Origin of the sequence: Ruegeria denitrificans (assembly GCF_001458295.1) — a bacterium.
GTDB lineage: Bacteria > Pseudomonadota > Alphaproteobacteria > Rhodobacterales > Rhodobacteraceae > Ruegeria > Ruegeria denitrificans.
Window position 1 is genome coordinate 1 of record NZ_CYUD01000003.1, and the last position, 22573, is coordinate 22573.

The 22573-nt window shown below is 54.7% G+C and carries 21 protein-coding genes and 2 pseudogenes; 8 read left to right on the plus strand and 15 right to left on the minus strand.

The window, feature by feature from the left end:
- Positions 1-634: 634 nt before the first annotated feature.
- On the minus strand, positions 635-1918 hold the full coding sequence (locus RUE5091_RS04775) for a cytochrome-c peroxidase (protein WP_082643548.1): 1284 nt from the start codon (positions 1916-1918) through the stop codon (positions 635-637).
- Positions 1919-1921: 3 nt separating this feature from the next.
- Between RUE5091_RS04775 and RUE5091_RS04780 the strand changes: the two genes are divergently transcribed.
- On the plus strand, positions 1922-2392 hold the full coding sequence (locus RUE5091_RS04780; protein WP_058280771.1) for a tetratricopeptide repeat protein: 471 nt from the start codon (positions 1922-1924) through the stop codon (positions 2390-2392).
- Between the two features lie 30 nt (positions 2393-2422).
- Here RUE5091_RS04780 and RUE5091_RS04785 read toward each other — a convergent pair whose 3' ends face one another.
- The 6 genes from RUE5091_RS04785 to RUE5091_RS04810 are packed head-to-tail and all read right to left on the minus strand — an operon-like array spanning position 2423 to position 7999.
- Entirely contained in the window at positions 2423-3484 is a 1062-nt protein-coding gene (locus tag RUE5091_RS04785; RefSeq protein WP_058280772.1) for a TRAP transporter substrate-binding protein, read from the minus strand.
- Between the two features lie 24 nt (positions 3485-3508).
- Positions 3509-4798, minus strand: coding sequence for a TRAP transporter large permease (locus RUE5091_RS04790; protein WP_058280773.1), 1290 nt, complete (start codon positions 4796-4798; stop codon positions 3509-3511).
- Positions 4799-5386, minus strand: coding sequence for a TRAP transporter small permease (locus tag RUE5091_RS04795; protein ID WP_058280774.1), 588 nt, complete (start codon positions 5384-5386; stop codon positions 4799-4801).
- Between the two features lie 53 nt (positions 5387-5439).
- Positions 5440-5955 (minus strand): flavin reductase family protein, encoded by a 516-nt coding sequence (locus RUE5091_RS04800; RefSeq protein WP_058281087.1) that lies wholly within the window; start codon positions 5953-5955, stop codon positions 5440-5442.
- Positions 5955-6845, minus strand: a complete 891-nt coding sequence (locus RUE5091_RS04805) for an aldo/keto reductase (protein WP_058280775.1) — start codon at positions 6843-6845, stop codon at positions 5955-5957. Before RUE5091_RS04805 ends, RUE5091_RS04800 begins: the two co-directional genes overlap by 1 nt.
- A complete protein-coding gene (locus RUE5091_RS04810) occupies positions 6845-7999 on the minus strand; it encodes an LLM class flavin-dependent oxidoreductase (protein ID WP_058281088.1) in 1155 nt (384 codons plus the stop codon). Before RUE5091_RS04810 ends, RUE5091_RS04805 begins: the two co-directional genes overlap by 1 nt.
- A gap of 105 nt (positions 8000-8104) precedes the next feature.
- On the opposite strand from RUE5091_RS04810, the gene RUE5091_RS04815 reads away from it, so the two are divergent.
- From RUE5091_RS04815 to RUE5091_RS04830, 4 genes and pseudogenes are all read left to right on the plus strand, one after another.
- Positions 8105-8815, plus strand: a complete 711-nt coding sequence (locus RUE5091_RS04815) for a GntR family transcriptional regulator (protein ID WP_058280776.1) — start codon at positions 8105-8107, stop codon at positions 8813-8815.
- A gap of 12 nt (positions 8816-8827) precedes the next feature.
- The gene (locus RUE5091_RS04820) at positions 8828-9925 is read left to right on the plus strand and encodes a Gfo/Idh/MocA family protein (protein ID WP_058280777.1); all 1098 of its coding nucleotides are present in this window, start codon (positions 8828-8830) and stop codon (positions 9923-9925) included.
- A 108-nt stretch (positions 9926-10033) separates the two neighbouring features.
- Positions 10034-10741 (plus strand): annotated as a pseudogene (locus RUE5091_RS04825) (IS6 family transposase).
- 438 nt (positions 10742-11179) lie between these two features.
- Complete coding sequence (locus RUE5091_RS04830) at positions 11180-12379, plus strand: mechanosensitive ion channel family protein (protein ID WP_082643549.1); 1200 nt, start codon at positions 11180-11182, stop codon at positions 12377-12379.
- Positions 12380-12389: 10 nt separating this feature from the next.
- Here the strand turns inward: RUE5091_RS04830 and tnpC are convergent, their stop codons facing one another.
- The 3 genes from tnpC to tnpA form a co-directional block, all read right to left on the minus strand.
- The gene (gene tnpC, locus RUE5091_RS04835; RefSeq protein WP_058280778.1) at positions 12390-13913 is read right to left on the minus strand and encodes an IS66 family transposase; all 1524 of its coding nucleotides are present in this window, start codon (positions 13911-13913) and stop codon (positions 12390-12392) included.
- Between the two features lie 70 nt (positions 13914-13983).
- Positions 13984-14331: an IS66 family insertion sequence element accessory protein TnpB gene (gene tnpB / locus RUE5091_RS04840; RefSeq protein ID WP_058280779.1), complete on the minus strand. Its 348-nt coding sequence runs from the start codon at positions 14329-14331 to the stop codon at positions 13984-13986.
- A complete protein-coding gene (tnpA, locus tag RUE5091_RS04845) occupies positions 14328-14708 on the minus strand; it encodes an IS66-like element accessory protein TnpA (RefSeq protein ID WP_058280780.1) in 381 nt (126 codons plus the stop codon). The genes tnpB and tnpA overlap by 4 nt, the downstream gene beginning before the upstream one ends.
- A gap of 91 nt (positions 14709-14799) precedes the next feature.
- Here tnpA and RUE5091_RS23840 point away from each other — a divergent pair.
- Both RUE5091_RS23840 and RUE5091_RS23395 read left to right on the plus strand, forming a co-directional pair.
- Positions 14800-14940, plus strand: a pseudogene (locus RUE5091_RS23840) (mechanosensitive ion channel family protein); the annotation flags it as partial.
- Entirely contained in the window at positions 14937-15875 is a 939-nt protein-coding gene (locus RUE5091_RS23395) for a DUF8459 domain-containing protein (RefSeq protein ID WP_058280781.1), read from the plus strand. The pseudogene RUE5091_RS23840 and the gene RUE5091_RS23395, both read left to right, overlap by 4 nt.
- Here RUE5091_RS23395 and RUE5091_RS04855 read toward each other — a convergent pair.
- The 3 genes from RUE5091_RS04855 to RUE5091_RS04865 are packed head-to-tail and all read right to left on the minus strand — an operon-like array spanning position 15832 to position 18540.
- Positions 15832-16386, minus strand: coding sequence for a pilus assembly protein (locus RUE5091_RS04855; protein ID WP_131726273.1), 555 nt, complete (start codon positions 16384-16386; stop codon positions 15832-15834). The genes RUE5091_RS23395 and RUE5091_RS04855 overlap by 44 nt on opposite strands.
- A gap of 4 nt (positions 16387-16390) precedes the next feature.
- A complete protein-coding gene (locus RUE5091_RS04860) occupies positions 16391-16912 on the minus strand; it encodes a TadE/TadG family type IV pilus assembly protein (protein ID WP_243470714.1) in 522 nt (173 codons plus the stop codon).
- Positions 16913-16920: 8 nt separating this feature from the next.
- The gene (locus RUE5091_RS04865) at positions 16921-18540 is read right to left on the minus strand and encodes a TadE/TadG family type IV pilus assembly protein (protein WP_082643550.1); all 1620 of its coding nucleotides are present in this window, start codon (positions 18538-18540) and stop codon (positions 16921-16923) included.
- A gap of 669 nt (positions 18541-19209) precedes the next feature.
- On the opposite strand from RUE5091_RS04865, the gene RUE5091_RS22525 reads away from it, so the two are divergent.
- Positions 19210-19410, plus strand: a complete 201-nt coding sequence (locus RUE5091_RS22525; protein ID WP_082643551.1) for a DUF1059 domain-containing protein — start codon at positions 19210-19212, stop codon at positions 19408-19410.
- A gap of 971 nt (positions 19411-20381) precedes the next feature.
- Here the strand turns inward: RUE5091_RS22525 and RUE5091_RS04870 are convergent.
- Both RUE5091_RS04870 and RUE5091_RS04875 read right to left on the minus strand, forming a co-directional pair.
- The gene (locus RUE5091_RS04870; protein WP_058280785.1) at positions 20382-21497 is read right to left on the minus strand and encodes a Gfo/Idh/MocA family protein; all 1116 of its coding nucleotides are present in this window, start codon (positions 21495-21497) and stop codon (positions 20382-20384) included.
- The gene (locus RUE5091_RS04875) at positions 21494-22570 is read right to left on the minus strand and encodes a Gfo/Idh/MocA family protein (protein WP_058280786.1); all 1077 of its coding nucleotides are present in this window, start codon (positions 22568-22570) and stop codon (positions 21494-21496) included. Before RUE5091_RS04875 ends, RUE5091_RS04870 begins: the two co-directional genes overlap by 4 nt.
- Positions 22571-22573 lie beyond the last annotated feature (3 nt).

Sequence of the window (22573 nt, forward strand, 5' to 3'; positions counted from 1 at the left end):
ACTGCACTTTGGCACATTCGATGCCGGTGGAGCAGGAGCCACCCACCTCATCCGCTATGGGCTCAACGCGGACGTTCGGTTAATTCCACTAGATTTCTGCTAAGCGGACAATACCGACATTTGAAACCTGGGCTCTGCAAGGTGAAATTCTACGCTTCCGAGGCCCATTCGGACACGCCCGCCCACCCCGATGAGTTGGTCCCACAACAGCTAACTGCCGAGACTTGCCCCGATGCAAATGGTGTACAAGATTGAGATATAGGAAAAGTGCGACAAGAGCATCCTGCCAGAATGTCTTCGTGAGCGATCCCTGATACATCAGCAAGCGCGGATAGCAGCATTGTTGGTGGCTCTATCGTATTCCAGGGCGGCGAAAATGACGTGTGGTCGGGATTGAAGTTACCTAGTACCGGAAATATGCCACTCTCAAGAAAGGTGCCTCAGAATCCGATGCCGGTCTTGTCAGACTAAATTGGTTTGGTATCGTTTCAGTTGCCTGAATTTTTGTTTCGCGCCGCTCTATGGGGTCTTTTTTTCTGCAGATCATTTCATTCAAGATCTCCTCAGAAGGGAGAGACAAGAAGGTCGGTAGGACTCGCTCCCTCTAAAATCACTTCGCCGAACTGAGGGATAGCTAAGGAATAAATTCTTTCGGTACCCCGAACTTTAATGAACCTACGCTGATACCTGTCAACGAACGCAGAAACGCAATCAGGTTTTGAATTTCTAAATCCGTGAGTTGGATCGGGACAATGTCATTCTTTTCGCGTTGACGCTCCATTTCATAACGGTCTTCCCAAACCAATAAATCGGTTTTTTGCAACCATTGCACCTCGGGCAGCGCAGCCATTTCAGGACTCCATTTGTCTAGGCTTGCCCGCGGATTTAAATGATGGCGAATGACGCTTTCAAGATCGGGGAAGGCGCCATTGTGACCATAAGGCGCGGTCAGGGCAACGTTGCGCAACATAGGGGTGCGGAACCTATAAGCATCCTCTAGGCGGTTGCTTTCACCCATGCGGCCTACATCCCGGACAAAGGGATCCCACTGCCGGGTGCGGCCCGGCCCAAAGGGCGGCAAACCCAAGGCATGGAACTTCTGATCTGACATGAGAGGTCCGGCGTGGCAGGTGGAGCAGCGGGCTTTGCCGTAGAATAGCTTCATCCCATCCAATTGTTCCGATGAAAGGGCATTCGTGTCACCCGCGAGGTAGTGGTCAAACGGGCTGTCGGTGCTACGCCACTCTATCGCCATGAAAGCCGCCAGAGCATTGGCGACTTGCGTGATCGTGATGTCTTCGGTCGTCTCGACCTCATCAAAGGCGGCGACGATGGCCGGACCATAGAGTGGATCGGTGCGGACGCGTTTCGCCAGAATCGGCCAGCCTTTGTCTATACGATCATGCACCGCGCCTGTGACCTCATTCTCGGCCACATTGCCCGCCATCTCGAATTGTGAGGTCAGGGGAAACAAAGCCTGCGCCGCCAGCAGGGAATTCAGGCCCTCGGGCAACCACTCCTGCGCTGGGGAGTTGAAGCCGTTGCCGTAGACGTCTGAAATGCTCAGCCTGCCGTCATGAAAGACGGTGTGAATTTCCTTCGCCCCAAGGTTCCACAGGCCCGGAGAATTGCGAGGGATGCGTTTGCGTATTCTGTCTGCCCCGGTGCCGGGGGTGCGGTCCGGCCCCAAACCCTGCCCACCTTCTCCTATGCCCAGTGACAACCCATCCGAGGTGCCAAAATCCGGGTGGTGGCAATGGGCGCAGCTGATGTTCTGGTTGCCCGACAGTATCGGGTCGTAAAACAGTTGATGACCAACGGCAGCCTGTTCCATATCAAATGGGATAAAGTCATCATCGGTGAGCGGGCGCGGCAAATCCTGTGCCGCAGCGGCCCCAACCCAGAAGAGAGCAACCAACCCATGCGTCAGCTTGTTTTCGCCCTTTGCGTATTTGCGTCTCCGGCTCTGGCGGAACTGGAGCAAGCGCGCGACATGATGGAAGCCGGACAGTTTGAAGCCGCGCGCGAGGAGCTTCTTCCAGCCGCGCGCTCGGGCAATGCCGAGGCTGAGGAGTTGATCGGCGTGATGTACGGGCTGGGTCTCGGGGTCGAGCAGGACTACGAGCGGGCCTTTGAATGGTATCTGCGCGCCTCGATGAAGGGACATCCTGGGGCTCAGTCGGGAGTTGGCTGGTATTATGAATTGGGCCTGGGCATGCCCGCGCCCGATCTGGTGCGGGCTTACATGTGGTATACGCTCAGCGCCATCGGCGGCGACCCCGATGCGGCAATCAGCCTTGAGGAAGTGGTCAAGAAAATGACGTGGGAGCAGATTGAAAAAGCGCATGTGTTGGTGAACGACTACAAAGCGTGGATGTACCCGTTTCGGTAGGGGCCGGGCCGAACACCCGACCCCCAGAGCTTAGTTCAGGTCCGCATCGCGTGACGCATTTACGTCCGCCTCGGCTGCTGCGACCGCGTCGGTCAACGCCACAAAGATTTCATCGCCTCGGGCTACGTTGGACTGGAACCAGTCATAGACAGGGGTAGCAGCTTCTTTGAACGCAGCCTTCTGGTCGGGCGTCAGTACGTAGAGATCGCCGCCGCCAGCAACGAAATCCTCATAGGCCTGAATCGACTTGCGCTTGGGTGAAGCAAAGGTGGCCTGCTGCAGCGCATAGAACCCATCTACAACGACCCGGCGCATGTCCTCCGGCATCTCTTGGAACTTGGCGTTGTTCATCCACCACAGCGCGCCCATATAGGCGTGCCCGTCCAACGTGACATATTGCAGACCCGCATCCGGGAACTTCATGCCCATGATGTCGGTGATGCCATTCTTGGACCCTTCAACAACACCGGTCTGGAAGCTGGTGAACAGTTCCGGCCAGGGGATCGGAGTGGGCGATGCGCCAAGTGCCTTCACCAGCTCCTGCGGCAAGTCGGCCACAACGGTGCGGATTTTCAGCCCGTCCATATCGGCAGGTTCCGCAATCCGGCGCTGCGTATTGGCAAAGTTGCGCCAGCCTCCGGTATTGCCGATGGTCATCAGGCGGATCGCGCCACCGGAATCTTCCAGTGCCATATCGCGCATGGTGCGGGTGAAATCGCCGGACAGCACATGCTCGGCAATGCGGTCATCGGCCATCAGATAGGGCAGGTCCAAAACCTGCACATAAGGAAAGATGCCCGAGGCTCCGCCCGAGGTGGAAATATAGATGTCGATGGTGCCATCGGCCACGCCTTGCAGGCATTCCGCGCCATTCGAACACAGTTGGGTACCGATGAACAGCTCGACCTCGATCGCACCGTTTGAGGCGGCCTCGACATAGTTCTTGAAGACAATCAGGCCGTCATAATCCTCGTCATTTTCGTTCGAGTTCGCGGTGGCTCGCAGCGTGTAATCAGCGGCCGTGGCCGCCATGGTGGACGCGGTCACAAGCGATGTGACCACCGCCGCGGTTTTGATGAAATCTCTGAGCATGCGTTTCCTCCCTGTGGAACTGAGTTAGTTGGCAAATCCCGTTATCCTCGGGATCGTCATGGATAGTGCGGGGATATAGGTGATCAGGAAGATCACTATGATTTCGACGGCCAGAAACGGCAGGATCGCCTTGGCGATGGTTTCGACCCGTTCGCGCGATACGGCGGCAGCGACAAATAGAACCAGCCCCATGGGCGGGGTGGCGAGGCCGACGGTCAGGTTGACGCTCATGATGATGGCGAAATGGATCGGATCGACGCCAAGGCTGGTGAAGATCGGGCCGAGGATCGGGCCGAGGATGATGATCGCGGGGCCTGCGTCCAGAAACATGCCGACGATGAACAGCAGCAGGTTGATCAGGAACAGCAGGATCAGCGGGTTTTCCGACAGGCTGAGGATCAGCGAAGCCAGTTGCTCGGGCGCATGGCTAAGGCTGACCACAGTTTTGAACGCCATCGCAGCACCGACCAGCAGCAGGACGACCGCCGACGTCATGCCAGCGTTGCTGAGAACTTCTGGCACCTCTTTCCACGTCAATGTGCGCAGGACGAAGAAGCCGATAATGAATGCATAGCCAACGGCGACGGCTGCAGCCTCTGTTGGCGTGAAAATGCCGCCCAGAATGCCCCCCAGAATGATCACCGGGGTCATCAGTGGAAAGAAGGCTTTCAGGCTGGCCTGACGTCGTTCGGGCCATGTGTATTTACGGCTGGCTACAGGGAAGTCATAACGGTCGGCCATGAGTTTGATCATCAGCATCAAGCCAACGCCGACCATCACTCCGGGCACGATACCTGCAAGGAACAGGGCGGCGACGCTTTCGCCCATGACATAGGCGTAGATGATCATGATGCCCGAAGGTGGGATGATCGGGCCGATCACAGAACTCGCCGCTGTGATCGCAGCGGCGAATTTGCGGGAATAGCCCTGTTTCTCCATCGCCGGGATCAGCATGGACCCAAGCGCCGAAGTGTCCGCCACGGCGGACCCCGACAGGCCCGCGAACAGGATCGAACTGAGGACGTTCACATGCGCCAGACCACCGCGCAGGTGGCCCATCAGCGCTTGAGAAAATTCGACGAGGCGGATGGTGATGCCGCCGCGGTTCATCAGCTCCCCCGCCAGCATGAAGAATGGGATCGCCATCAGCGGGAAGCTGTCCATGCCGTTATAGACATTGCGATAGAGCAGCGTGATGTCGTTGGTCTGCCCGTTCAGCCACAGCAGGATGCCGGGCGCTGCCAGAAGCGCGAAAAAGACCGGAAGGCCGATCAGCAGGAAAATCAGGAAGGTGGGCAGGAACCAGATCAGCATTTATTCGGCTCCTACTGCCGCATCAGGAATTTCGGGCAACAGGTGACCCCCGCCCAGCAGAGTGAGGAATGATCGCAGGATCAACTCGATATTCACCGTGATCAGAAGGACGATCCCCACCAGCAACGAGGCCATCATCCAACTGCGTGGTATTCGATACCATTCGTCGAACCCGAATGAAGTGGGCACGTATAGCGCTGCGGTGGCAAATTTGCCGCCAAAACCAGTGACCTCGGACCAGCCGATTTTGACCGCAACCAGCAAGACAGCCAGCGAGATCAGCAAAAGGAACAGGTTGAGCGTCTGACCGATTGAGCGTGGCAAAAAGCGCTCCAGCATGTCGATGGCCACAAAGCCGCCGCGGCGAAAGGCAGTGGGTGCCATCAGGCCGGTCATCCAGAGCATGCAGAACCGCGCAGCCTCATCCGGCCATGGCAGAGCATTGCCCAGCACATACCGAAAGAACACCTGAATCAGGATTGCGATCACCATGAGTGCAATCGCAACGACACCAACCGCGCGGCCCAGACGCAGCACGGTTTCGTTCACGAATGCAATCGGCGCAAGCGCCGATGCCAGTCCGCCCATGCGGATCCTCCCTTGTTCAGCCGCAGGTATGTCCCGCGGTCGTCAAATCGCGCTTAGTGCTGCGCGAATTGGCCGAGTTTCCCGGCGTAAAAGGTCAGCGCGTCCCCATCCGCCATGCTGGCCTTGAGAACCTTTCCCACCACAATAACGTGATCGCCTGCATCGTGATACGCGTGCTGTTCGCATTCGAACCGCGCCAGACAGTTCGGTAGGATCGGCGTTCCGTTTTCGCACCGCTCATGCGCGATGTCGCGCAGCGCAAAGGCGTCTTTCGAGCAGCCGAAGCACAGCTCGGCTTGTTCCCAGGACAGAACATGCACGCTGAAGTGGCGGGCCTTGCGGAAATAGGGGAAACGGCGCGAGTTGCGGTCGCCCGCCCACATGATCAAGGGCGGGTCCAATGACAGGGACGAAAAGCTGTTGGCCGTAATGCAGACCGAGCCATCCGCACTATCGCAGGTGACGATGGTGACACCGGTCGCAAAGCGACCGAAGGCGTCGCGCAGGGTGCGGGTGTCGTCCTTGTGCGGAACGAAGGTGTGGGTCATGTCCTTTGAGATTTCGTTCATCATGGTACCTCATGCCCCAGCGCTGCCTCATACAGGTGGTACCAACTTTCGCGATCCAGTTTGACTTTCAACGCGTCCGAGGCGCGTTTGATCCGGTCCAGATTGTTGGTGCCCAGAACCGGCAGGATGTTGGCCGGATGGGCCAGCAGAAAGGCCACGGCAACTGCGGCACGATCCACGCCGAACTCGGCTGCGATTTCATCCGCGGCAACGCCCACAGGCGGGTTTCCGGCCATCAACAAACCGCCACCCAACGGAGACCACGCCATCAGTGGGTGGCCGTGTTGCTGGTGAAATGCCAGATCGCCGTTTGTGAAGGGGCTGATCTCACCCAGTGAAACCTCGATCTGGTTGGTGACCAGCGGCGTATTCATCGCCGATTGCAGCAGAGACCAATCCCACGGCCGAAAGTTCGACACGCCGACCGCGCCGACCTTGCCGCTGGCCACGACCTCGTCCAGAGCAGCTCCAGTATCATGGTGGTCCATCATGGGATCGGGACGGTGGATCAGAAGCAGATCGATATGGTCAATCGCCATTTCGGACAGCGACGTGTCGACCGATTTCAGAATGTGCGCGCGCGAGGTGTCGTAGTATTTTACTTTCGCATCCGCGTAACGGCCAACCGGCGCGATGATGTCACATTTGGTGACGATCTCCATCTTTTGGCGCAGGCTTGGGTTGATGCGCAGGGCCGCGCCCAGAACAGCCTCAGCCTCGTAGCCCCCATAGATGTCAGCCTGATCGAAGGTGGTGATACCCTGATCCAGACAGGCCTGGATTTTGGCTTCGACATGAGCCGCCGATGTGTCTGTGTCGTCGCCCAAGCGCCACATGCCATAGACAAGGCGGCTCATTTCCAGCGAGTCAGATAGTTTAACACGTTGCATCAGCGACGAACTCCGTTGCCCAGCGGTGTTGCCGGGGTATTTGAAGGAACCCTTCCGTAAGCTTCGGGAAGGGAGCAGGTTTTCAAGTTCGGCAGAACACGGCTGCCGAAATGGCGAGCTTCGTCCATGTGGGGGTAGCCCGAGAAGATGAAGGCACGGATGCCCATCTTCTGATATTCTTCGATCTTGGACATAACCTGATCGGTCGAACCGATCAGCGCTGCGCCACATCCCGAACGCGCACGGCCAACGCCGGTCCAGAGACCCGGTTCGACATAGCCGTAATCATCTGCCAGGTCGCGGTTTTTGGCCTGATGCGCGACGCCCAGCGAGGTCGAATCCAGCGCCCGTTCGCGGATGGCGCGACCGTACTCGTCGTCTAGCTTCGAGACGAGGTAATCCGCGTACTCCTGCGCCTCAGCCTCAGTGTCGCGAACGATCATGTGGACGCGCAGGCCATAGTCCAGCGTGCGCTTGTAATTCTCGGCGACCGCGTGAACGGCCTTCATGCGTTCAGCCAGTTGGTCCTTGGTTTCGGGCCACATCAGGTAGACGTCACAATGCTCGCCACATAGTTCCAGCGCGGAGGGAGAATAGCCGCCGAAATAGAGTAGCGGCCCTCCAGTCTGGTATGGCTTGGCCGGATCAGTGGTCAGGCCTGAGAAGTTATAGACCTCGCCTACATGATTGATCTCATCCTGCGTCCAAGCCTGTTTCAGGATCTCTACCACTTCGCGAGAGCGCTGATAGCGAAACGCGCTGTCGGCTTTCTCACCCGGAAAATCGGATGAGATTATATTGACCGTCAAACGCCCCTTCAGCATGTGATCCAGCGTTGCAATGGTGCGGGCCAGCATGATCGGCTGCATCTCACCGCAGCGTACGGCGGCCAGCAGGTTGATCCGGTCGGTGATTGGAGCGCAGCCCGCGACAAAGCTAAGCGTGTCCTGACCAACTTGGTAAGAGGACGGGCAAAGGATGTTGCCGAACCCCTGCGCTTCAGCCTCTTTCACAATGCTCGAACAATGCTCCCAACTCGACCGCAGGTTGCCATCGGGAATGCCAAGGAACTGGTAATCATCGGAACACAGCGCGGCGAACCAAGAAACTTCGGCCGCATCCAGATCGGGGGATGTGATGGGGACGATGCTCATTTGATTCACGCTCCGTACATCTTTGACTTTCCTCTTGCGTAGCAATCGCTTTGATGTAGATCAATAGTGTATCAATTTTTCCTGCGACCGAGTGAAGCGTCTACCGTGCCTGCATCCAACCGAAACCCAAATGCCCTGCCGGTATATATTCAGATCGCGGAACTTCTGATCCGCGACATCGAGGCTGGGCGCCTTATTGATGGCGAGCGTTTGCCGCCAGAGCGCGAGATGGCGGCGGAGTTGAATGTCTCGGTTGGAACGCTTCGAAAATCGCTCGCTGAGCTTGAAAAAAAGGGGATGTTGGAGCGTGTCCAAGGCTCAGGAAACTACATCCGCGAGACCGGCACACAAAATAGCGTGTATGCAATGTTCCGGCTGGAACTACCTGAAGGGGGTGGCCTGCCACGTGCGGATATCCTGTCAGTTGACCATCTGAAAAAGCCAATCGATCTGCCTAAATTCGGTGCTTCTGATGCCGGTTCGCGCGTGCGGCGGATGCGCTACCTGAATGAAACAATCATCGCTGTCGAAGAAATTTGGCTAGACGAATCAGCGGGCCTAGTCGACCAGAGTCTACTGTCCGACTCACTCTATCGCTATTATCAGCGCCAATTGGGCTTTTGGATCGCAAGAGCCGAAGACAGAGTCTCTGTCCGGCCGCTACCGGACTGGACACCTCCTGACTTCACCAAACCAGCGGGCCAAGCGGTAGGTTATATCGAGCGGTTCAGCTGGTCGGCAAACGCCGAACCCGTTGAATTCTCAAAAACATGGTTCGACCCAGATCGGGCCAACTACGTACAACGTTTGAAGTAAAAGGAATCGCACATGACCCGGACCATCAATTACGGGCTGATTGGATGCGGCATGATGGGGCAAGAGCACCTGCACAATATAGGATTGCTGGAAGGTACTAATGTGGCAGCGATCTTTGAGCCCGATCCAGAGATGGCAAAAGTCGCCAAGGCAATTGCGCCAACTGCCGCCATGGTTGGTTCCGTGCAAGAGCTTCTGGCGGTTGAAGAACTGGACTGCGTCGTCATTGTTAGCCCAAACCATTTTCATGTGGACCAGATTTGCGAAATCGCTGAAACACGTCCGTTACCTCTTTTGGTAGAAAAGCCATTGTTCACCGACCCGCAAGACGTGACCCGACTCGAACAGTTGCAGCGCGACTATCCCTGCCCGATTTGGGTTGCGATGGAATACCGGTACATGCCCCCTATTGCTGCTCTGATCGAGAAGGCTGAGGCTACAGGTGGTATTAAAATGCTATCAATCCGCGAGCATCGTTTTCCATTCTTGGACAAGGTTGGCCACTGGAACCGGTTCAACTGCAATACCGGTGGTACATTTGTCGAAAAATGCTGCCACTTCTTCGACCTAATGCGTCTGATATTGCAATCCGACCCGGTACGTATAACGGCAAGTGGTGGACAGGCGGTGAACCATTTGGACGAGAGTTATGGTGGCGAAACCCCGGATATTCTGGACCATGGCTATGTTCTTGTAGACTTTGCTTCGGGCGCGCGCGCGATGTTGGAACTTTGCATGTTTGCCGAAGGCTCTCGCTATCAAGAAGAAATATCGGCCGTCGGACCAGACGCTAAGATCGAGGCGTTGGTACCCGGACCCGAACGGTTCTGGCCTGATCATTTGGGAACTCCGCCGCTTCCGCAGGTGATCGTAAGTTCGCGTAATCCCAAAGGTCCCGTATCAATGGACGTGCCAGTGGACGCCAACCTATTGGCGGCCGGGGATCACAATGGATCGACCTACTATCAGCATAGAGGCTTCCTGGCTGTGCTTCGTGGCGAAAAGGCAAAACCGGATGTGAGTTTGAATGACGGCCTCTGGGCCGTCAGAATGGGGCAAGCGGCGCAACAGGCAATAGACACCAGCGAAACGGTATACATGGTCGATTGAATGGAACCAAAAACACGGGCGTGTTTTGCAGCCGCTAAAAGACCCCAAATTGGTCTTGTCAGATTAACTTTGCTTGAGCGGGGTAGGGGTGTTGCGTAGCTTTTGTCCATGACCAGACCTGCCTCTTTCAAGTACTTCAAAACCAGTCCCGAGATTATCCGCTTGGCGGTGATGCTGTACATCCGTTTCCCGCTCTCGCTTCGGAATGTCGAAGATTTGTTGCACGAGCGAGGCATCGATGTGAGTCACGAAACTGTCCGGTATTGGTGGAACAGGTTTGGCCCGATGTTTGCTGCTGAGAGCAGACGGAAGCGTGTTCAGCAACTGCGCGCGTTCTCCAAATGGAAGTGGCACGTGGACGAGGTTTTCGTGAAGGTGAATGGCAAGAGACACTACCTCTGGCGGGCTGTCGATCATGAGGGCGAAGTGCTGGAAGCAATCGTCACCAAACACTGAAACAAGCAGGCCGCGTTGAAATTCCTCAGGAAATTGATGAAGCGGCACGGTTAAGCGGAAAACGTCGTCACGGATCGCTTCGCCTCATACAGAGCCGCGCTCAGAGAGCTAGGCGCGCTCGAAACACAAAAGACGGGAAGGTGGCTCAACAACCGCGTCGAGAACTCGCACCTGCCGTTTCGACGACGCGAACGCGCGATGCAACGTTTCAGGCGCATGCGAAGTTTGCAGAAATTCGCCTCCGTCCATTCCTCGGTCTATAACCACTTCAACCAGGAAAGATCGCTCACCAGCCGGGACACCTTCAAGTTGACATGCACCGCCGCTCTCGCCGAGTGGCGTCAACTTTGTTCCGGATAGGTTCACGGTTTCCGCGGCAAACTGAGACTGGTTCGAATTCGTCTGACAGCACCGAATTGTTGTTTTTTAGATTCAAGTATTCGAATGTGTAGAAAATTTGTATTACCTCTGTTGCTCGCGCATTTGCCAGACTTGTCTGGTTGCCTCCTGGAGACGCAAGTGAGTGGTGTCGCCAGGAGGCCATTATTTTCGGTTTAATGGGTCTAATAGACAAAGCCTTAAATTCGACGTGCACAGCAAATCTATGACCCCTCCACGCAAACTTTAGTTTCGTTCGCAAAACCGTGGTTCCTCCAATTTGAGAGGTTCTCTATATCGACAGCGGCCCAAAGATCTGTGGTGTTCGTCACAGTGAAATATTCAAATATAAACATAATTCTGGATTTGTTGCGTCTGAGTGTGCTCTCTTCGACCGTTAAAGAAGTAGGGGACAGATAGATGAGACGAGCACTGAGAACGTTGACGATCTGGTCATTCATTTGGTTCACGGCATTAGCGAGCGCTTTTCCTGCCGGCGCGCAAGAGACTGAGGCGGACCAAGAGGCTGTGGAAGTCGAGAATGGCAATCTTATAAATGCAGTCGTAGATGAGATGATTGTTGCCGACGATCTCGAGATCCTACTTGTTCCCTTAACCGCGGAAGAGCTTTCCCAGATCGCTGGTACTTGGCAGAGTTATGTGCGCTCGCGGCTCGAAGAAGTCGCGCAGGTAAACTTGCAACTTCGGTCGGCGAGCGGAACTCGGGAAGACAGCTTGCGATCTCAGTTGTCCTCCTTGAACGACTCTGGATCAGACATTCTCAACAACTATCGCCTGGTGCTCGAAGCATGGACCCTGAAAGGCGCAAAGGCGGAAGAACTAGAACCCCATACTGACTATATTCTCGCATTGAAAACAGGAGCCCTAAAAACAACCGATCTTCAAACACTTTTTCAGAACGCTTGGGCGTGGTTGTTCTCGTGGGATGGGGGCGTTGGCCTGCTGATGGCTGGTTTGGGCGTTTTATTGGCAGTTTGGGCCATGATGTTCATTGCTCGAATGGTGCGTCGGGTCACTGAACGGGGTCTGAATAAAATTCCAACTATCTCCAGAATGCTGAAACGCTTCATTGCCACCGCCGTGTACTGGGCCGTTTTCGTCCTTGGTATACTCGTCGTTTTAGCTTTGTTCGGAGTTAACGTTACACCGCTTTTTGCCGTGCTCGGCGGTTTGTCGTTCATCCTAGGTTTTGCATTGCAGGAAACGCTGGGAAACCTCGCAAGCGGTCTGATGATCATGGTTCTCAAGCCATTCGACACTGGCGACTATATCCAAGTAGGCGGCTCATCTGGGTTTGTGGATGAGATGTCGGTGGTTTCAACCAAGATCAGAACATTCGACAACCAGATTATTATAGTTCCCAACAGCAAGATTTGGGGGGATGTCATTACCAACGTAAGCGCATCCGAAGAACGTCGGGTCGATCTGGTCTTTGGTATCGCCTATTCGGACAACGCTGCCCAAGCAATTGAAGTGCTCAAAGACTTGGTTGCGCGTCACCAGCTTTGTCTGAAAACACCAGAACCAGAAATTTTCGTGGGTGAGTTGGGAGACAACTCCGTCAACATCTTTTGCCGTCCATGGGTGTCCGTCCGGTGAACCTGCCCAGTTATTGTTGGGCGGATTGTTCTGCGTAGCGCCAGGGCATGAGTTCATCGAGGCGGTTGATTTTGTGGTCGGCAATGCGTTCCAGAACCCAGCTCAGCCAAGCTTGTGGGTCAACACCATTGAGTTTGGCAGTTTCGATCAGGGTAAAGGCGACGGCCATAGCTTTTCCGCCACCCTCTGATCCGGCAAACATCCAGTTCTTGCGCCCGATGGCGACGGGTTTGACGGCCCGTTCTGCTGTGTTGTTGTCCAGTTCCAGGCAGCCGTGATCCAGATATGCGCGGGCTTTGGGCAGGCGACCCAGTGCATAGCGGATGGCCTTCGCCAGCGGCGACTTGCCGGAGATGCGGGCCAATTGATCGTGCAGCCATTGCTCCAACTCGTCGAAGACGGGCTTGGCCTTGGCCTGTCGCAAGGCAATACGTTCTTGAGGGGATTTTCGCCGCGCCTCTTTTTCCATGGCATAGAGTTTTGCAATCCTACGGACGGCTTCCTCGGCGACTGAAGAGCCCTGTGCGGCAAAGACATCAACGAATTTGCGCCGGACATGTGCCATGCAGGCCATCTCACGGGCCTTGCTCTCTCCGAACAACCCGTTGAAGCCGGAATAGCCATCGGCATGGACCCAGCCCTTGTATCCCGTCAGATGGTTGGTGGGGTGTTCCCCCTTCCGGTCGACGGTGAACTGATACCAGGCGCAGGGTGGTGATTGGCCCGACCATGGCCGTTCATCCCGGACATAGGTCCAGACCCGCGCGGTTTTGGTTTTCTTCTGGCCCGGAGCCTGCATCTTCACCGGGGTATCATCGGCAAAGATGCCATCACCCTGTCGCACCATGCGTCCGATGGCGTCTGCCAGCGGCTCCAACAAGGCAGTGGAACGGCCCACCCAGTCACTCAGGGTCGAGCGCTCCAAATCAACTCCATCACGGGCATAAATCTGGGATTGCCGATAGAGTGGCAGATGGTCCGCATACTTTGAGACCAGCACATGCGCCAACAAACCCGGCCCCGGTCGCCCGCGTTCAATTGGGCGCGAGGGCAGCGGGGATTGCACAAACGTCTCGCAGTCCGCACAGGCTTTGCGGGGCCGGACGATACGGTTCACGACAAACCGGCCCGGAACATATTCCAGTTCTTCGGTCACATCTTCGCCCAGCGTCTTCAGCGACCCGCCACAGTGGCTACACTGCTCGCCGGGCGACAGGACCTGGTCCTGCCGATCCAGATGGTCGGGCAAGGGTTTACGACTGTGCTGCCGGGGCGGCTTGTCTTCCTCAGCAGCAGGCACGGGATCGGTCTGTGCCTTGGCCGACGCTGCAATCTGTTCCTCTTCTTCGAAAGTCAGATTGAGCTGATCCAGGCTCTCCGACTTTGAACCAAACCGGTGCCGATTGTGCCCTGCCAGTTGATGCTGGAGCTTCTCTATCAGCAAGGCCTGGGACTTGACCTCGGCCGCCAGCAGCGCATTGGCGCGGCGCAGCTCAGAAGGGTCATCAGACCCGATATTGAGGTCATTCAGCATCGCTAATCCTATACCGGATTGGCGAAGCCAGGTGAATCCCGAAAGAGGTCATAGACCTGTGTTTATTGACCTATCCAGTGCTCAGAGGACGCCAGGTCTTATGCGGCATGCGCCAGTCGATCCCTTCCAGCAACATCGACAACTGGGCAGGTGTCACGCTGATCTTGCCGTCCTTTGCCGCAGGCCAGACAAACCGGCCTTTCTCAAGTCGCTTGGAGAACAGGCACGCCCCTTGTTGGTCCCACCAGATGATCTTCAGTAAATCACCGCGACGGCCCCGGAAGACAAACAGATGACCCGAGTAAGGATCTTCTGCCAGAACCTTTTCGGCCTGCGCCGCCAACGTGTTGAAGCCCCGCCGCATGTCCGTCACACCCGCCGCCAACCATACCCGTGTGTTGCTCGGGACCGGGATCAATGGAGGATCCCTTTGAGAAGCCGTGCCAGAAAATCGGGATCAAACCCTCCCTCGGCGCTGATCTTGTGCCCACCCGCCAGTTCAATCTCGATCCGGCCAGAGACAGCCGGTGCAGACACCGGTTCAAAACCGGCAGGCACCGGATCGACGGATCCTGAGACTTCGGAACCAATCTCAACCGGCAAAAAGACCGGCTCAGCCGCAACGTCGATCACATCCGGGGCAAAGCGCGGGTCCTTCAGCCATTTGAAAATCAGATTGGCATTCACCGCGTAGCGCCGGGCAACTTGAGCAACAGAAACGCCAGCCATCGACGCCTGCTGACAAATCTCGCGCTTTTCTTCATCAGACCAAAATCGTTTCTTACGCTTGTTCATAGAGCCCCCCATGGTGTCCACTATCAATGGTGGACACTTAGACACCCTCTATCGAACGCGTTAGGTCGCGTTCAACGGACGGACACGTCCATGGTCCAAGTCAGATGACTACTGGACCGTCTATTGGGACCTAACCGGTCAAGCAAAAGAGAGGTTTGATGAAAAAGGTATATCTATACCATTCCCGCAACGCGATGTGCACATAATCCCCGCAGAAGGAGCAAAATCATGAGGGCTCTTACACTTTGGTTACTGCCACTTCTATTCGTCTGCGGTGTCGCGTTTGCTCAGTCTGAAGAAATCCTCGCACCAACTGAAGAGAGAGATGATCCCGAGTTTATTGCGCCGGTAATAGTGGATGGTGAAGAATTGTTCTTGGTACGCGGGTCAAGTGCGTTGCCCGCAACCGAACGAGCGAGAAAGATTGAGGAGCGGATCGCTCAAGTCGCCGATGCATCCACAAAAGCTTCAGTTCAGCTTGAGATTTCGGACGCCGAATTTGGGAAAATGATACGCGTTGACGGGCAGATGGTTACAATAACCACCCAAGCTGATGCTGAGCACGAACAAATGGCTATTGAAGTTCTGGCTGGGCTTCAAGCTGAGGCGATTGAGCTTGCAATTCTTCAATACCGAGATGCTAGGTCCAATGAAGGCAGAGTAGATAGTGCGATGGCTGCATTTGCTTGGACGGCAGTCTTTGCCCTCGTTTCGTATGCGTTTTTTGCGAAGCGACGGAAGCTATTGGACTACATCAGAAACAACTTGGAAAAGAGAGCTGAAGGCGTCGAGTATTTGCAAAGTCCAGTTGCGAATGTCTGCTGGGGGCTGGAAGTTGCCATCGGAGCCGCGGCAATCCAACGTCTGCAAAGTCCGTGTAGCAGTCGTTCAAGCCGACTGCAGCGAAAGACTGCTTTGAGCCCAAAGCGGACTGTAAGACCAAATATTTATTTCACACATCACTCGATCACGTCAGAACATTTTGCAGTCAGAGTTTTCAAGAGACGTGCCCCTCGATCCAGAAGAACGGCTCCATTGCTATTTAAGGTAGTCATGACACCCTCGCGCGAGAGGTTCTGCGACCAAGCTTTCATCTCTCCTGGGGTGCTGCAAATTTCAGTGCCTAGACGTTCCCTTTTATATTGTTTGCAAAGCGCGGCCGGGTGAATATGAAGTTTTCTAGGTCGATGTTGGCCAAACCTACGCGAAAGAGCGGGACAAACGTGTTGGATGTCTCGACCAGGATGAGCGTGTTCTGATCCGACATCGGGGGTAAGTCATCTTTGTATTGACCAATATCAGCGTCGGACAGCTTTTCGGTAAACCCACCGCGAATTGCAGACCAGTTCACCGAGTGGCTGTTGGTGGCCTCATCGTAAAGAACTAGCGAAATTCGAATTTTCAGATCGGCTTGATTTGCCACCATCAAACCGAACATTTCCTCCATTGAGTCTATGTAGGCGCTGTTGATTTCCCGGGTTTCGCGAGAAATCAGATCACCAATTGTATGCGCCGCTTTGATGTTCGAGGCACTTTGCCTGTAGGCTTCGAAAAACGTATATCCCGCCATGATCGTCCAAACAAGCATTGGGGTAATGAGGACAGCCTCGAGGGATATCGAGCCCTCTTCTCGTGCTCGGAATTGTTTCGGGCGGCGCGTTAGAAGTTGCTTGATCATGGTACTAACTAGGCTCCTGCACGAATACAGTTGTAGCGGTCAGGGCGTACTGGCCTTCTTCGTTGACCAATGCCTTGCCCATTGCAGATGTTGGAAACATGGGGTTGATCTTGGCGCAGGCCCGCAGAACCATCAATTCGTTCTCAAGGCCGTTGTGGAAGGTCCGCACGGGGCGCACCACTTCAGAGAGGTCAGTGCAGTCAGGGACAGCTGGTACCGTTATGGCGTTAAAAGGATCCTGCCGGATCATTTCCAACTGCACGCTGGTTTCGCAATTGTTGATAAAACTGGCGCGGCTGCAAATGAGAGCCTTGATGTCATCGTGTTGTGGATTGACGCCGGTGTTCAACCGTATGTCGCGCACTGTCAGGTCGACGGCACGCTCTAGCTGCGCGTGTTGTAGGGTTACCAAACCAAGCTCCAACCCCGAAAGAACCAAGAAAAATATGGCAGGGAAGACGAGAGCAAACTCGAGAGTCACACCTCCGTCTTCTTGGCGGCGGACCTTAGTCAGAGAGGAGATCATCCTGCGCATCATTGTGTCAACCTCAACATACGGACAGAGGATGCAATCGAGGTAAAGGCATCTGTGAGGTCAGGGGCCGACGCATCGTAGTAATGACTGGCGGAGCTTGCGCAATTTTCCAGTACCTTTTGGCCGCTCGCCGGGGCGTTGACGCTGACACTAAAGACAATCACGCCTTCATCCTTGGCGGCCTTGCACACGTGTTTGGTGCGCTGATCCTTGGCAACCGCGGTTTTCTTGCTGAACGCACTGGATTCCCATTGACCATAGGCACTTGCCGAGTGAGTGAAGATGTTGTTTTCGATGTATTCCAAAGACACGTTCTTCAGCAGCTGAACGTAGGACAATTGTACCGCGTTGCCAGGTTCGGCTTCATTCACGCATTCGGTTTTGCTGCCCTTGGTTGTGCATCGCGAGCTTCCCTCGCCGTAGGCGTGATCCTGCCAGCTGTTGTCGTGCGGCCACCAGTACATAGGGGCGCCATTTGATTGGAAGACTGAGAAACGATCAGCGTCCTCGTTGTACCATATATCCGACATCGTGGTGCGTCTCGACGGGTTGAGCATGTGCTGGTCAGTATTGTCACCATCGGAAACCAGGATCAGAACCTTTAGGACGTTGCTGTTGTAAGGCAGAGGACGGTTGTCGAATATTTCCGGAACGATACCGTCACCACCTTTAACTACGGGGGTGGCAAGGTTCTCGATGACCGGCTGTGTACCGGGATCCAGCAGGATAAGGCCCCAATTCGCGCCATTGTCCAGGCCCGAGTCCTCGTCCACAATCGGATTGGCGAGCTTGGTGAGGCCGTCGACGTAGTCATGAAGCACGGTTTCATTGTTTTGGAAGGGCAGGATCGCCGATCCATCGCGGATTGGGCAGACAGGATGTTCAATCGGCTCTTTTGTCTCAGTATAAGGGTCGAAATGAGCCGTTTGTTCCAGCACCCTGGTCAGAGAAAGATCAGGCTTGCTGAATTCGTTGTCGATAAAGTTGACACAGTGCGAGTGGTCATGGAACCGGTCGAGATTGTAGTACTTCAGCAAATCCGCGCCAGCGTTCACCTGGCTGGAATATGGGATCAGTGAGAATGAAACCTCGTTGCTCCACGTCCCGTTTTTTGTTCCAATCTTTGTAATGATGCTTTTCGTAGCAGCTTGCAGTGCTGGCAGGTCAATTGAGGTCGAGACGTCCATGGCAATTGAGATCTCTGCCAAACCGACGCTTTCCTCGGCAGTGCTTGCCGCGGGAGCAATCAGTGAATCGACGCCGGAAAGGTGCATGAATTGGGTCGGGAACTCGGACATGGCTGTCGCCGACACCTCACGATAACCAACGTCGTTGACCACATCGATGCTGGTCACATGTTCCAAAAGATCCGCGCTTTCCAGGTACGAACGAACGACGGCTTCCGGTTCTTCCTTTTGATCAAGGTCCGCCGCGGCCAGAACAGCTCGGTCCAGCGTGTATTGCAAGTCCGCTCGTTCGTTTTCAAAGCGCATGTAATCTATGCCGATGCCCACAAGGGCGACGATGCACAAAAACATCAAGAGGGCGAAAATGGTGAGTGAACCGCTCTCGTCACGGCGAAATTGCCGTGCACCTGTCGGGGGCAGAATATCGAGCATGGCGTTCTCCAGTAGCAGCTAAGAATGAGGGGATAGCGTAGAGGAGAATTCCGTCTTTAATTTGGTGCAAATTGGGTGATTAAATAACAGAAGATGAATATGATATTAATTAAAAGTAAAAGAAAATTAGGTTCGATAAGATGGATATGGAAAGGGAATGAACAGAGTGAATCCGAAAATTGTTTAATTTACAAACTATTATGTGTTTTTTTTGTTTCTGACGTGCAGACCGGATCCTTTTTGCTCTCAATAAGAGAAAGCACTACAGCACCAAAAGACCACACAGCGCATAGGGCTATCTTCCGTCGGCACTAGATACCATTGTCCCGATGGACCAGTCATGCACTACAATCAAACCGGACCAGTCAAATCATGCCAACCACTCCAACTGGGTCGCTTTCAGTAGTTACCACATTATCTGCCGGGGCACCCGCTACCAATTTACCAATCGGCCGGTTTAATTATTGTTAGTAATATATCTTCCAAAGCCATGACCAGGATGACTGGTTTAGTCCGCGTAGCAGTCGTCCACGCAAAGTGCAGCGAACGACTGCTGTGAGCCCGAAAGCAGTAGTTTACTTTGGCGCGTTACCTATCGCGCCTTCAAATGGCGGATTCGGCATTTTTTTTGCAAACCTGCTAAGCTCATTCAGCTAGGGAGGGAAAACCATGGCGAACGCTTTTTCTTACGCCTGTAGAGATTGTGAAGGAATGGAAGCTTGTCCAGCCAGCGTTGTGGCAGAAACTAAAGACGAAGTCTGGAAGTTGGTTGAGCTTCATGCGCAGGTTGCACACGGAGAAAATCCCGCAGAATGGGACAGTAAGACAAGAGAGTATTTAGGGACACTGATTCAGCCTGTGAATGTCTAACTGAACTTGCAAAATAATCTCAGCGTTTCTTCATAAGCGCATCAACTTTGGCTGCCCAACCTTAGTGACTGGATATCTCGTACGAACTCAATGTGGTCGAATTGCAAATCTATGTTTTGTCTCCACTTTTTGGTTTTGGAAGCCTGTGAAGGAGTATAGTCAATGTCATCCAAAGACAAAATCTTCATAGGCTCGATTCATTAGCGAAGCTTAGCTATACGTCTCTGGAGCTTGTCGTAGGCTGGGCCATTGTTTCGGGCAATGACCGTAAATCACGAACGCGTCTTTCGCTGCGGCCAGTTTCATCAACCGTTCTGCGCTGGCATTTTCTGATCGAGCCGCAATGGCGAACCGGGGTTGCTCGTGTTTCCGCAGAAAGCGGAGCGCCGATAGTCCCGGCTTCGGCGAACATGCGTAATTCGCGGCACTACTACCGAACTCGACGATTGGCGGCGCTACTCGGTGGGGGAAACGACGAGTTCGGACGCAGGGTGGCATCCTTAAGGTACGTGTCAGAGCTGATTGCTAAACTAGGTGGAACCTACGATGTGTATTACGGCCCAATTCAACCTGCGGGAACAGCACCGGACCTGCTGAAAGAGTTATCAGAAGGATTGGTGCCTGGTCTCTACAAATCCTAGGGCACTACGGCACGGCGAAAGAAAAGATCGTTCAGCACCATGGGGTGTGGGTGTCAGAGAGAGTTAGGTCGCGCGTTAGTTTTAGCCTAAGACTAAAGCTGAACTGGCAGGACAAGCCTACGTTTGGGTTTCGTAACCAATACAGAAATTCGCTTCCGTCCAGTCCTCCGTCTACAACAACTTCAGGCAGGAAAGATCGCTGGCTAGCAGAGCCTCATTCAAGCTGACACGCACCGCCGCTCCGGCCGAATGGCGCGAACTTGACGCAGCATATGGGGCCGCTTTACTGGCCTAGCTGAGATTGGTTCGAATTTGTCAGCCAGCACTCAATCAGGTTCTGGCTGTTCTAACGCTTCCTACTTCGATTTCTCTGTTGCGTTCGGATGATGCAATTGCCGCGAAAACGATGGCCAATGACCTCAGGTTGTTTCTTGCAGAAACTGTAGGCTCTCGATTGTTTTCGATTGCACAAAGAAGCTCTCCCATTGCGCCACGAAAACCGTCGTTGAACCATTGTCCGTTGAGCGCTGGGCGCGCGATGCCATGCGCCGTCTCAAGCGTTACAGATTGTGTCGAAAGATCCGGCCCGTCTGATGTCAGACTGCCGGTCGTGCCCGCAACGTATGTTGTGTCTCGAGGGCCATAAGGCACGCCCCCGTCAAAAACCAAGCTTGCTTGTCCTTGGTCCAAACGTACCAATGCCTGCGACATCAAAGGGACTTTGTTTGCCTGGCCGCGCGCAGTTGTAGCGGTTGCAAATACGCTTTCGGCCCTGTCTCCGACCAGGGACGTAAGAAAGTCGAACCAATGCACCCCAAAATCGTAGAGTATCAGGTGGTCAATCTCGTCAAACGGAGTACCTGCAGTCCATCCGTGATCCCAGTGAATTGAGATGTGGGCAGACAGAACATCGCCGATCAATCCGGCTGAAACCGCCTCGCGCATCCAGGACAGGTGCGGGGCCCAGCGACCATTTTGGTTTACCGCGAGTTTCACACCCTGATCATCCGCCAGCTTCACAAGGTCCTTGCCCTGATCAAGGTCGGTAACAAATGGCTTCTGGCTAAGCACGTGTTTGCCCGCTTGCAAGGCAGCTTTGATAATTGGCACGCGATGTTCTGGGTGGAGGGTGATATCGATAACGTCAATCTCACGATCTGCAAGAAGTGCCTGCCAGTCATCTTTGATGCGGGCAGACGGACAGTACTCAGCGGCCTTTTCCTCGGCCTTCGCCCGCGTCCGGTTCCAGATTGCGGCGACGTCCCAGCCGGCCGTTCGGTAGGCATCAAGATGGCTTGCAGAAATTCCGCCCGTACCAATTACCCCGATCCGGGGCTTGTAGTGCTGAGGCATCGGCGGCGTATACGGCAAACCCGGGGCAGGGATGTCCCGCTTCTTGGCTGATTTCAAAGCGTACTGGTCCGTATCGCCACTGTCCCCACTCATGACAGCAACCGGAGTGTTTGTTTTTCGCGTGCCGAACGACGCGCGGTATCGACGATCCGTTGCGCGGTCAGACAAAGGGCGGGATCCAACGGCCCTGTGACCGGGGCTCCTTTGGAAATGCAGCCAAGCACATATTCGATCGCATTTCGTTCGCCAACTGGAAGCGGGGTCACTGGAAACTCGTGCCTTTCAGGTCGGGCGCGGGTCTGAACTGTTAGGTGGCTGGCATAATCAGGCGATGAAATGGTGCCATCTGTGCCCACAAAGACAAATCCACAGGTTGGCTGAGGCTGCGTGGTCCACGGGTCGGTGAAGGTGCCCCAGCGTGTTTCCATTTTGGATAGCCCGGTTTCATAACGGCAAACGGCAATGGCATGCTGGTCGACTTCGATACCGGGTGTTTCGTCAACCGTACATGTTACCTCAATCGGCGCTCTTCCATCCATGTACCAGGTTCCAAGCGTCGCTCCGTAGCCAAGATAATCTAACAATGATCCACCACCAGATGCACGCGTATACCACCAGGAGTTCGGTTTCTGACGCTCAACCTCCTCGGCGGTCACTTCAACTTTGTCGGCCAGATGGTACAACGGTCCCCGATTTCCGTCGTAGAAATGAACTTCGCGCAAATCGCCGATCATCCCTTCATCTATCAACCGTTTGGCCGTCACGTGGCTTTCAACCCATCGCAAAGGCCAGTTGATGATCAGCTGTTTGCCTGTTTCGTTCATCGCGGCCATCATGCGGCGCGCATCATCCGCGGATGCAGCAAAGGGTTTTTCGACAAAAACATGCAGGTCATGCGGGGCCAGCCGTTCAGTAAATTCCGCGTGCTGAGCTGTCGCCACACAAAGAAGAGCAATGTCGTAAGGACCCGCTGCCATGCATGTGTCGAAGTCCGTAAACACCCTATCTTCGGGAATGTCGAAAGCCGTCACTGCCGCCTGCATTTTATCCCGATCCGGATCAAAGACCGCAGCGATTTCTGCGTCAGGATGATCTTGCACCATCCGCAGCAAATCACCCATGTGCATGTGATCGAAACTGATGCCGACGATCCGGAATTTGGCCATTGG

Bases quoted from the DNA above. Each gene is read 5' to 3' on its own strand.
- RUE5091_RS04780 (WP_058280771.1), top strand. From the start codon at position 1,922: ATGCGTCAGCTTGTTTTCGCCCTTTGCGTATTTGCGTCTCCGGCTCTG.
- RUE5091_RS23395 (WP_058280781.1), top strand. From the start codon at position 14,937: ATGAGGGCTCTTACACTTTGGTTACTGCCACTTCTATTCGTCTGCGGT.
- RUE5091_RS04810 (WP_058281088.1), bottom strand. From the start codon at position 7,999: ATGAGCATCGTCCCCATCACATCCCCCGATCTGGATGCGGCCGAAGTT.
- RUE5091_RS04870 (WP_058280785.1), bottom strand. From the start codon at position 21,497: ATGAGTGGGGACAGTGGCGATACGGACCAGTACGCTTTGAAATCAGCC.
- RUE5091_RS04785 (WP_058280772.1), bottom strand. From the start codon at position 3,484: ATGCTCAGAGATTTCATCAAAACCGCGGCGGTGGTCACATCGCTTGTG.
- RUE5091_RS04820 (WP_058280777.1), top strand. From the start codon at position 8,828: ATGACCCGGACCATCAATTACGGGCTGATTGGATGCGGCATGATGGGG.
- RUE5091_RS04875 (WP_058280786.1), bottom strand. From the start codon at position 22,570: ATGGCCAAATTCCGGATCGTCGGCATCAGTTTCGATCACATGCACATG.
- tnpA (WP_058280780.1), bottom strand. From the start codon at position 14,708: ATGAACAAGCGTAAGAAACGATTTTGGTCTGATGAAGAAAAGCGCGAG.
- tnpC (WP_058280778.1), bottom strand. From the start codon at position 13,913: ATGCTGAATGACCTCAATATCGGGTCTGATGACCCTTCTGAGCTGCGC.
- RUE5091_RS04865 (WP_082643550.1), bottom strand. From the start codon at position 18,540: ATGCTCGATATTCTGCCCCCGACAGGTGCACGGCAATTTCGCCGTGAC.
- RUE5091_RS04790 (WP_058280773.1), bottom strand. From the start codon at position 4,798: ATGCTGATCTGGTTCCTGCCCACCTTCCTGATTTTCCTGCTGATCGGC.
- RUE5091_RS04795 (WP_058280774.1), bottom strand. From the start codon at position 5,386: ATGGGCGGACTGGCATCGGCGCTTGCGCCGATTGCATTCGTGAACGAA.
- RUE5091_RS04855 (WP_131726273.1), bottom strand. From the start codon at position 16,386: ATGATCAAGCAACTTCTAACGCGCCGCCCGAAACAATTCCGAGCACGA.
- RUE5091_RS22525 (WP_082643551.1), top strand. From the start codon at position 19,210: ATGGCGAACGCTTTTTCTTACGCCTGTAGAGATTGTGAAGGAATGGAA.
- RUE5091_RS04860 (WP_243470714.1), bottom strand. From the start codon at position 16,912: ATGATCTCCTCTCTGACTAAGGTCCGCCGCCAAGAAGACGGAGGTGTG.
- RUE5091_RS04800 (WP_058281087.1), bottom strand. From the start codon at position 5,955: ATGAACGAAATCTCAAAGGACATGACCCACACCTTCGTTCCGCACAAG.
- RUE5091_RS04805 (WP_058280775.1), bottom strand. From the start codon at position 6,845: ATGCAACGTGTTAAACTATCTGACTCGCTGGAAATGAGCCGCCTTGTC.
- RUE5091_RS04830 (WP_082643549.1), top strand. From the start codon at position 11,180: ATGAGACGAGCACTGAGAACGTTGACGATCTGGTCATTCATTTGGTTC.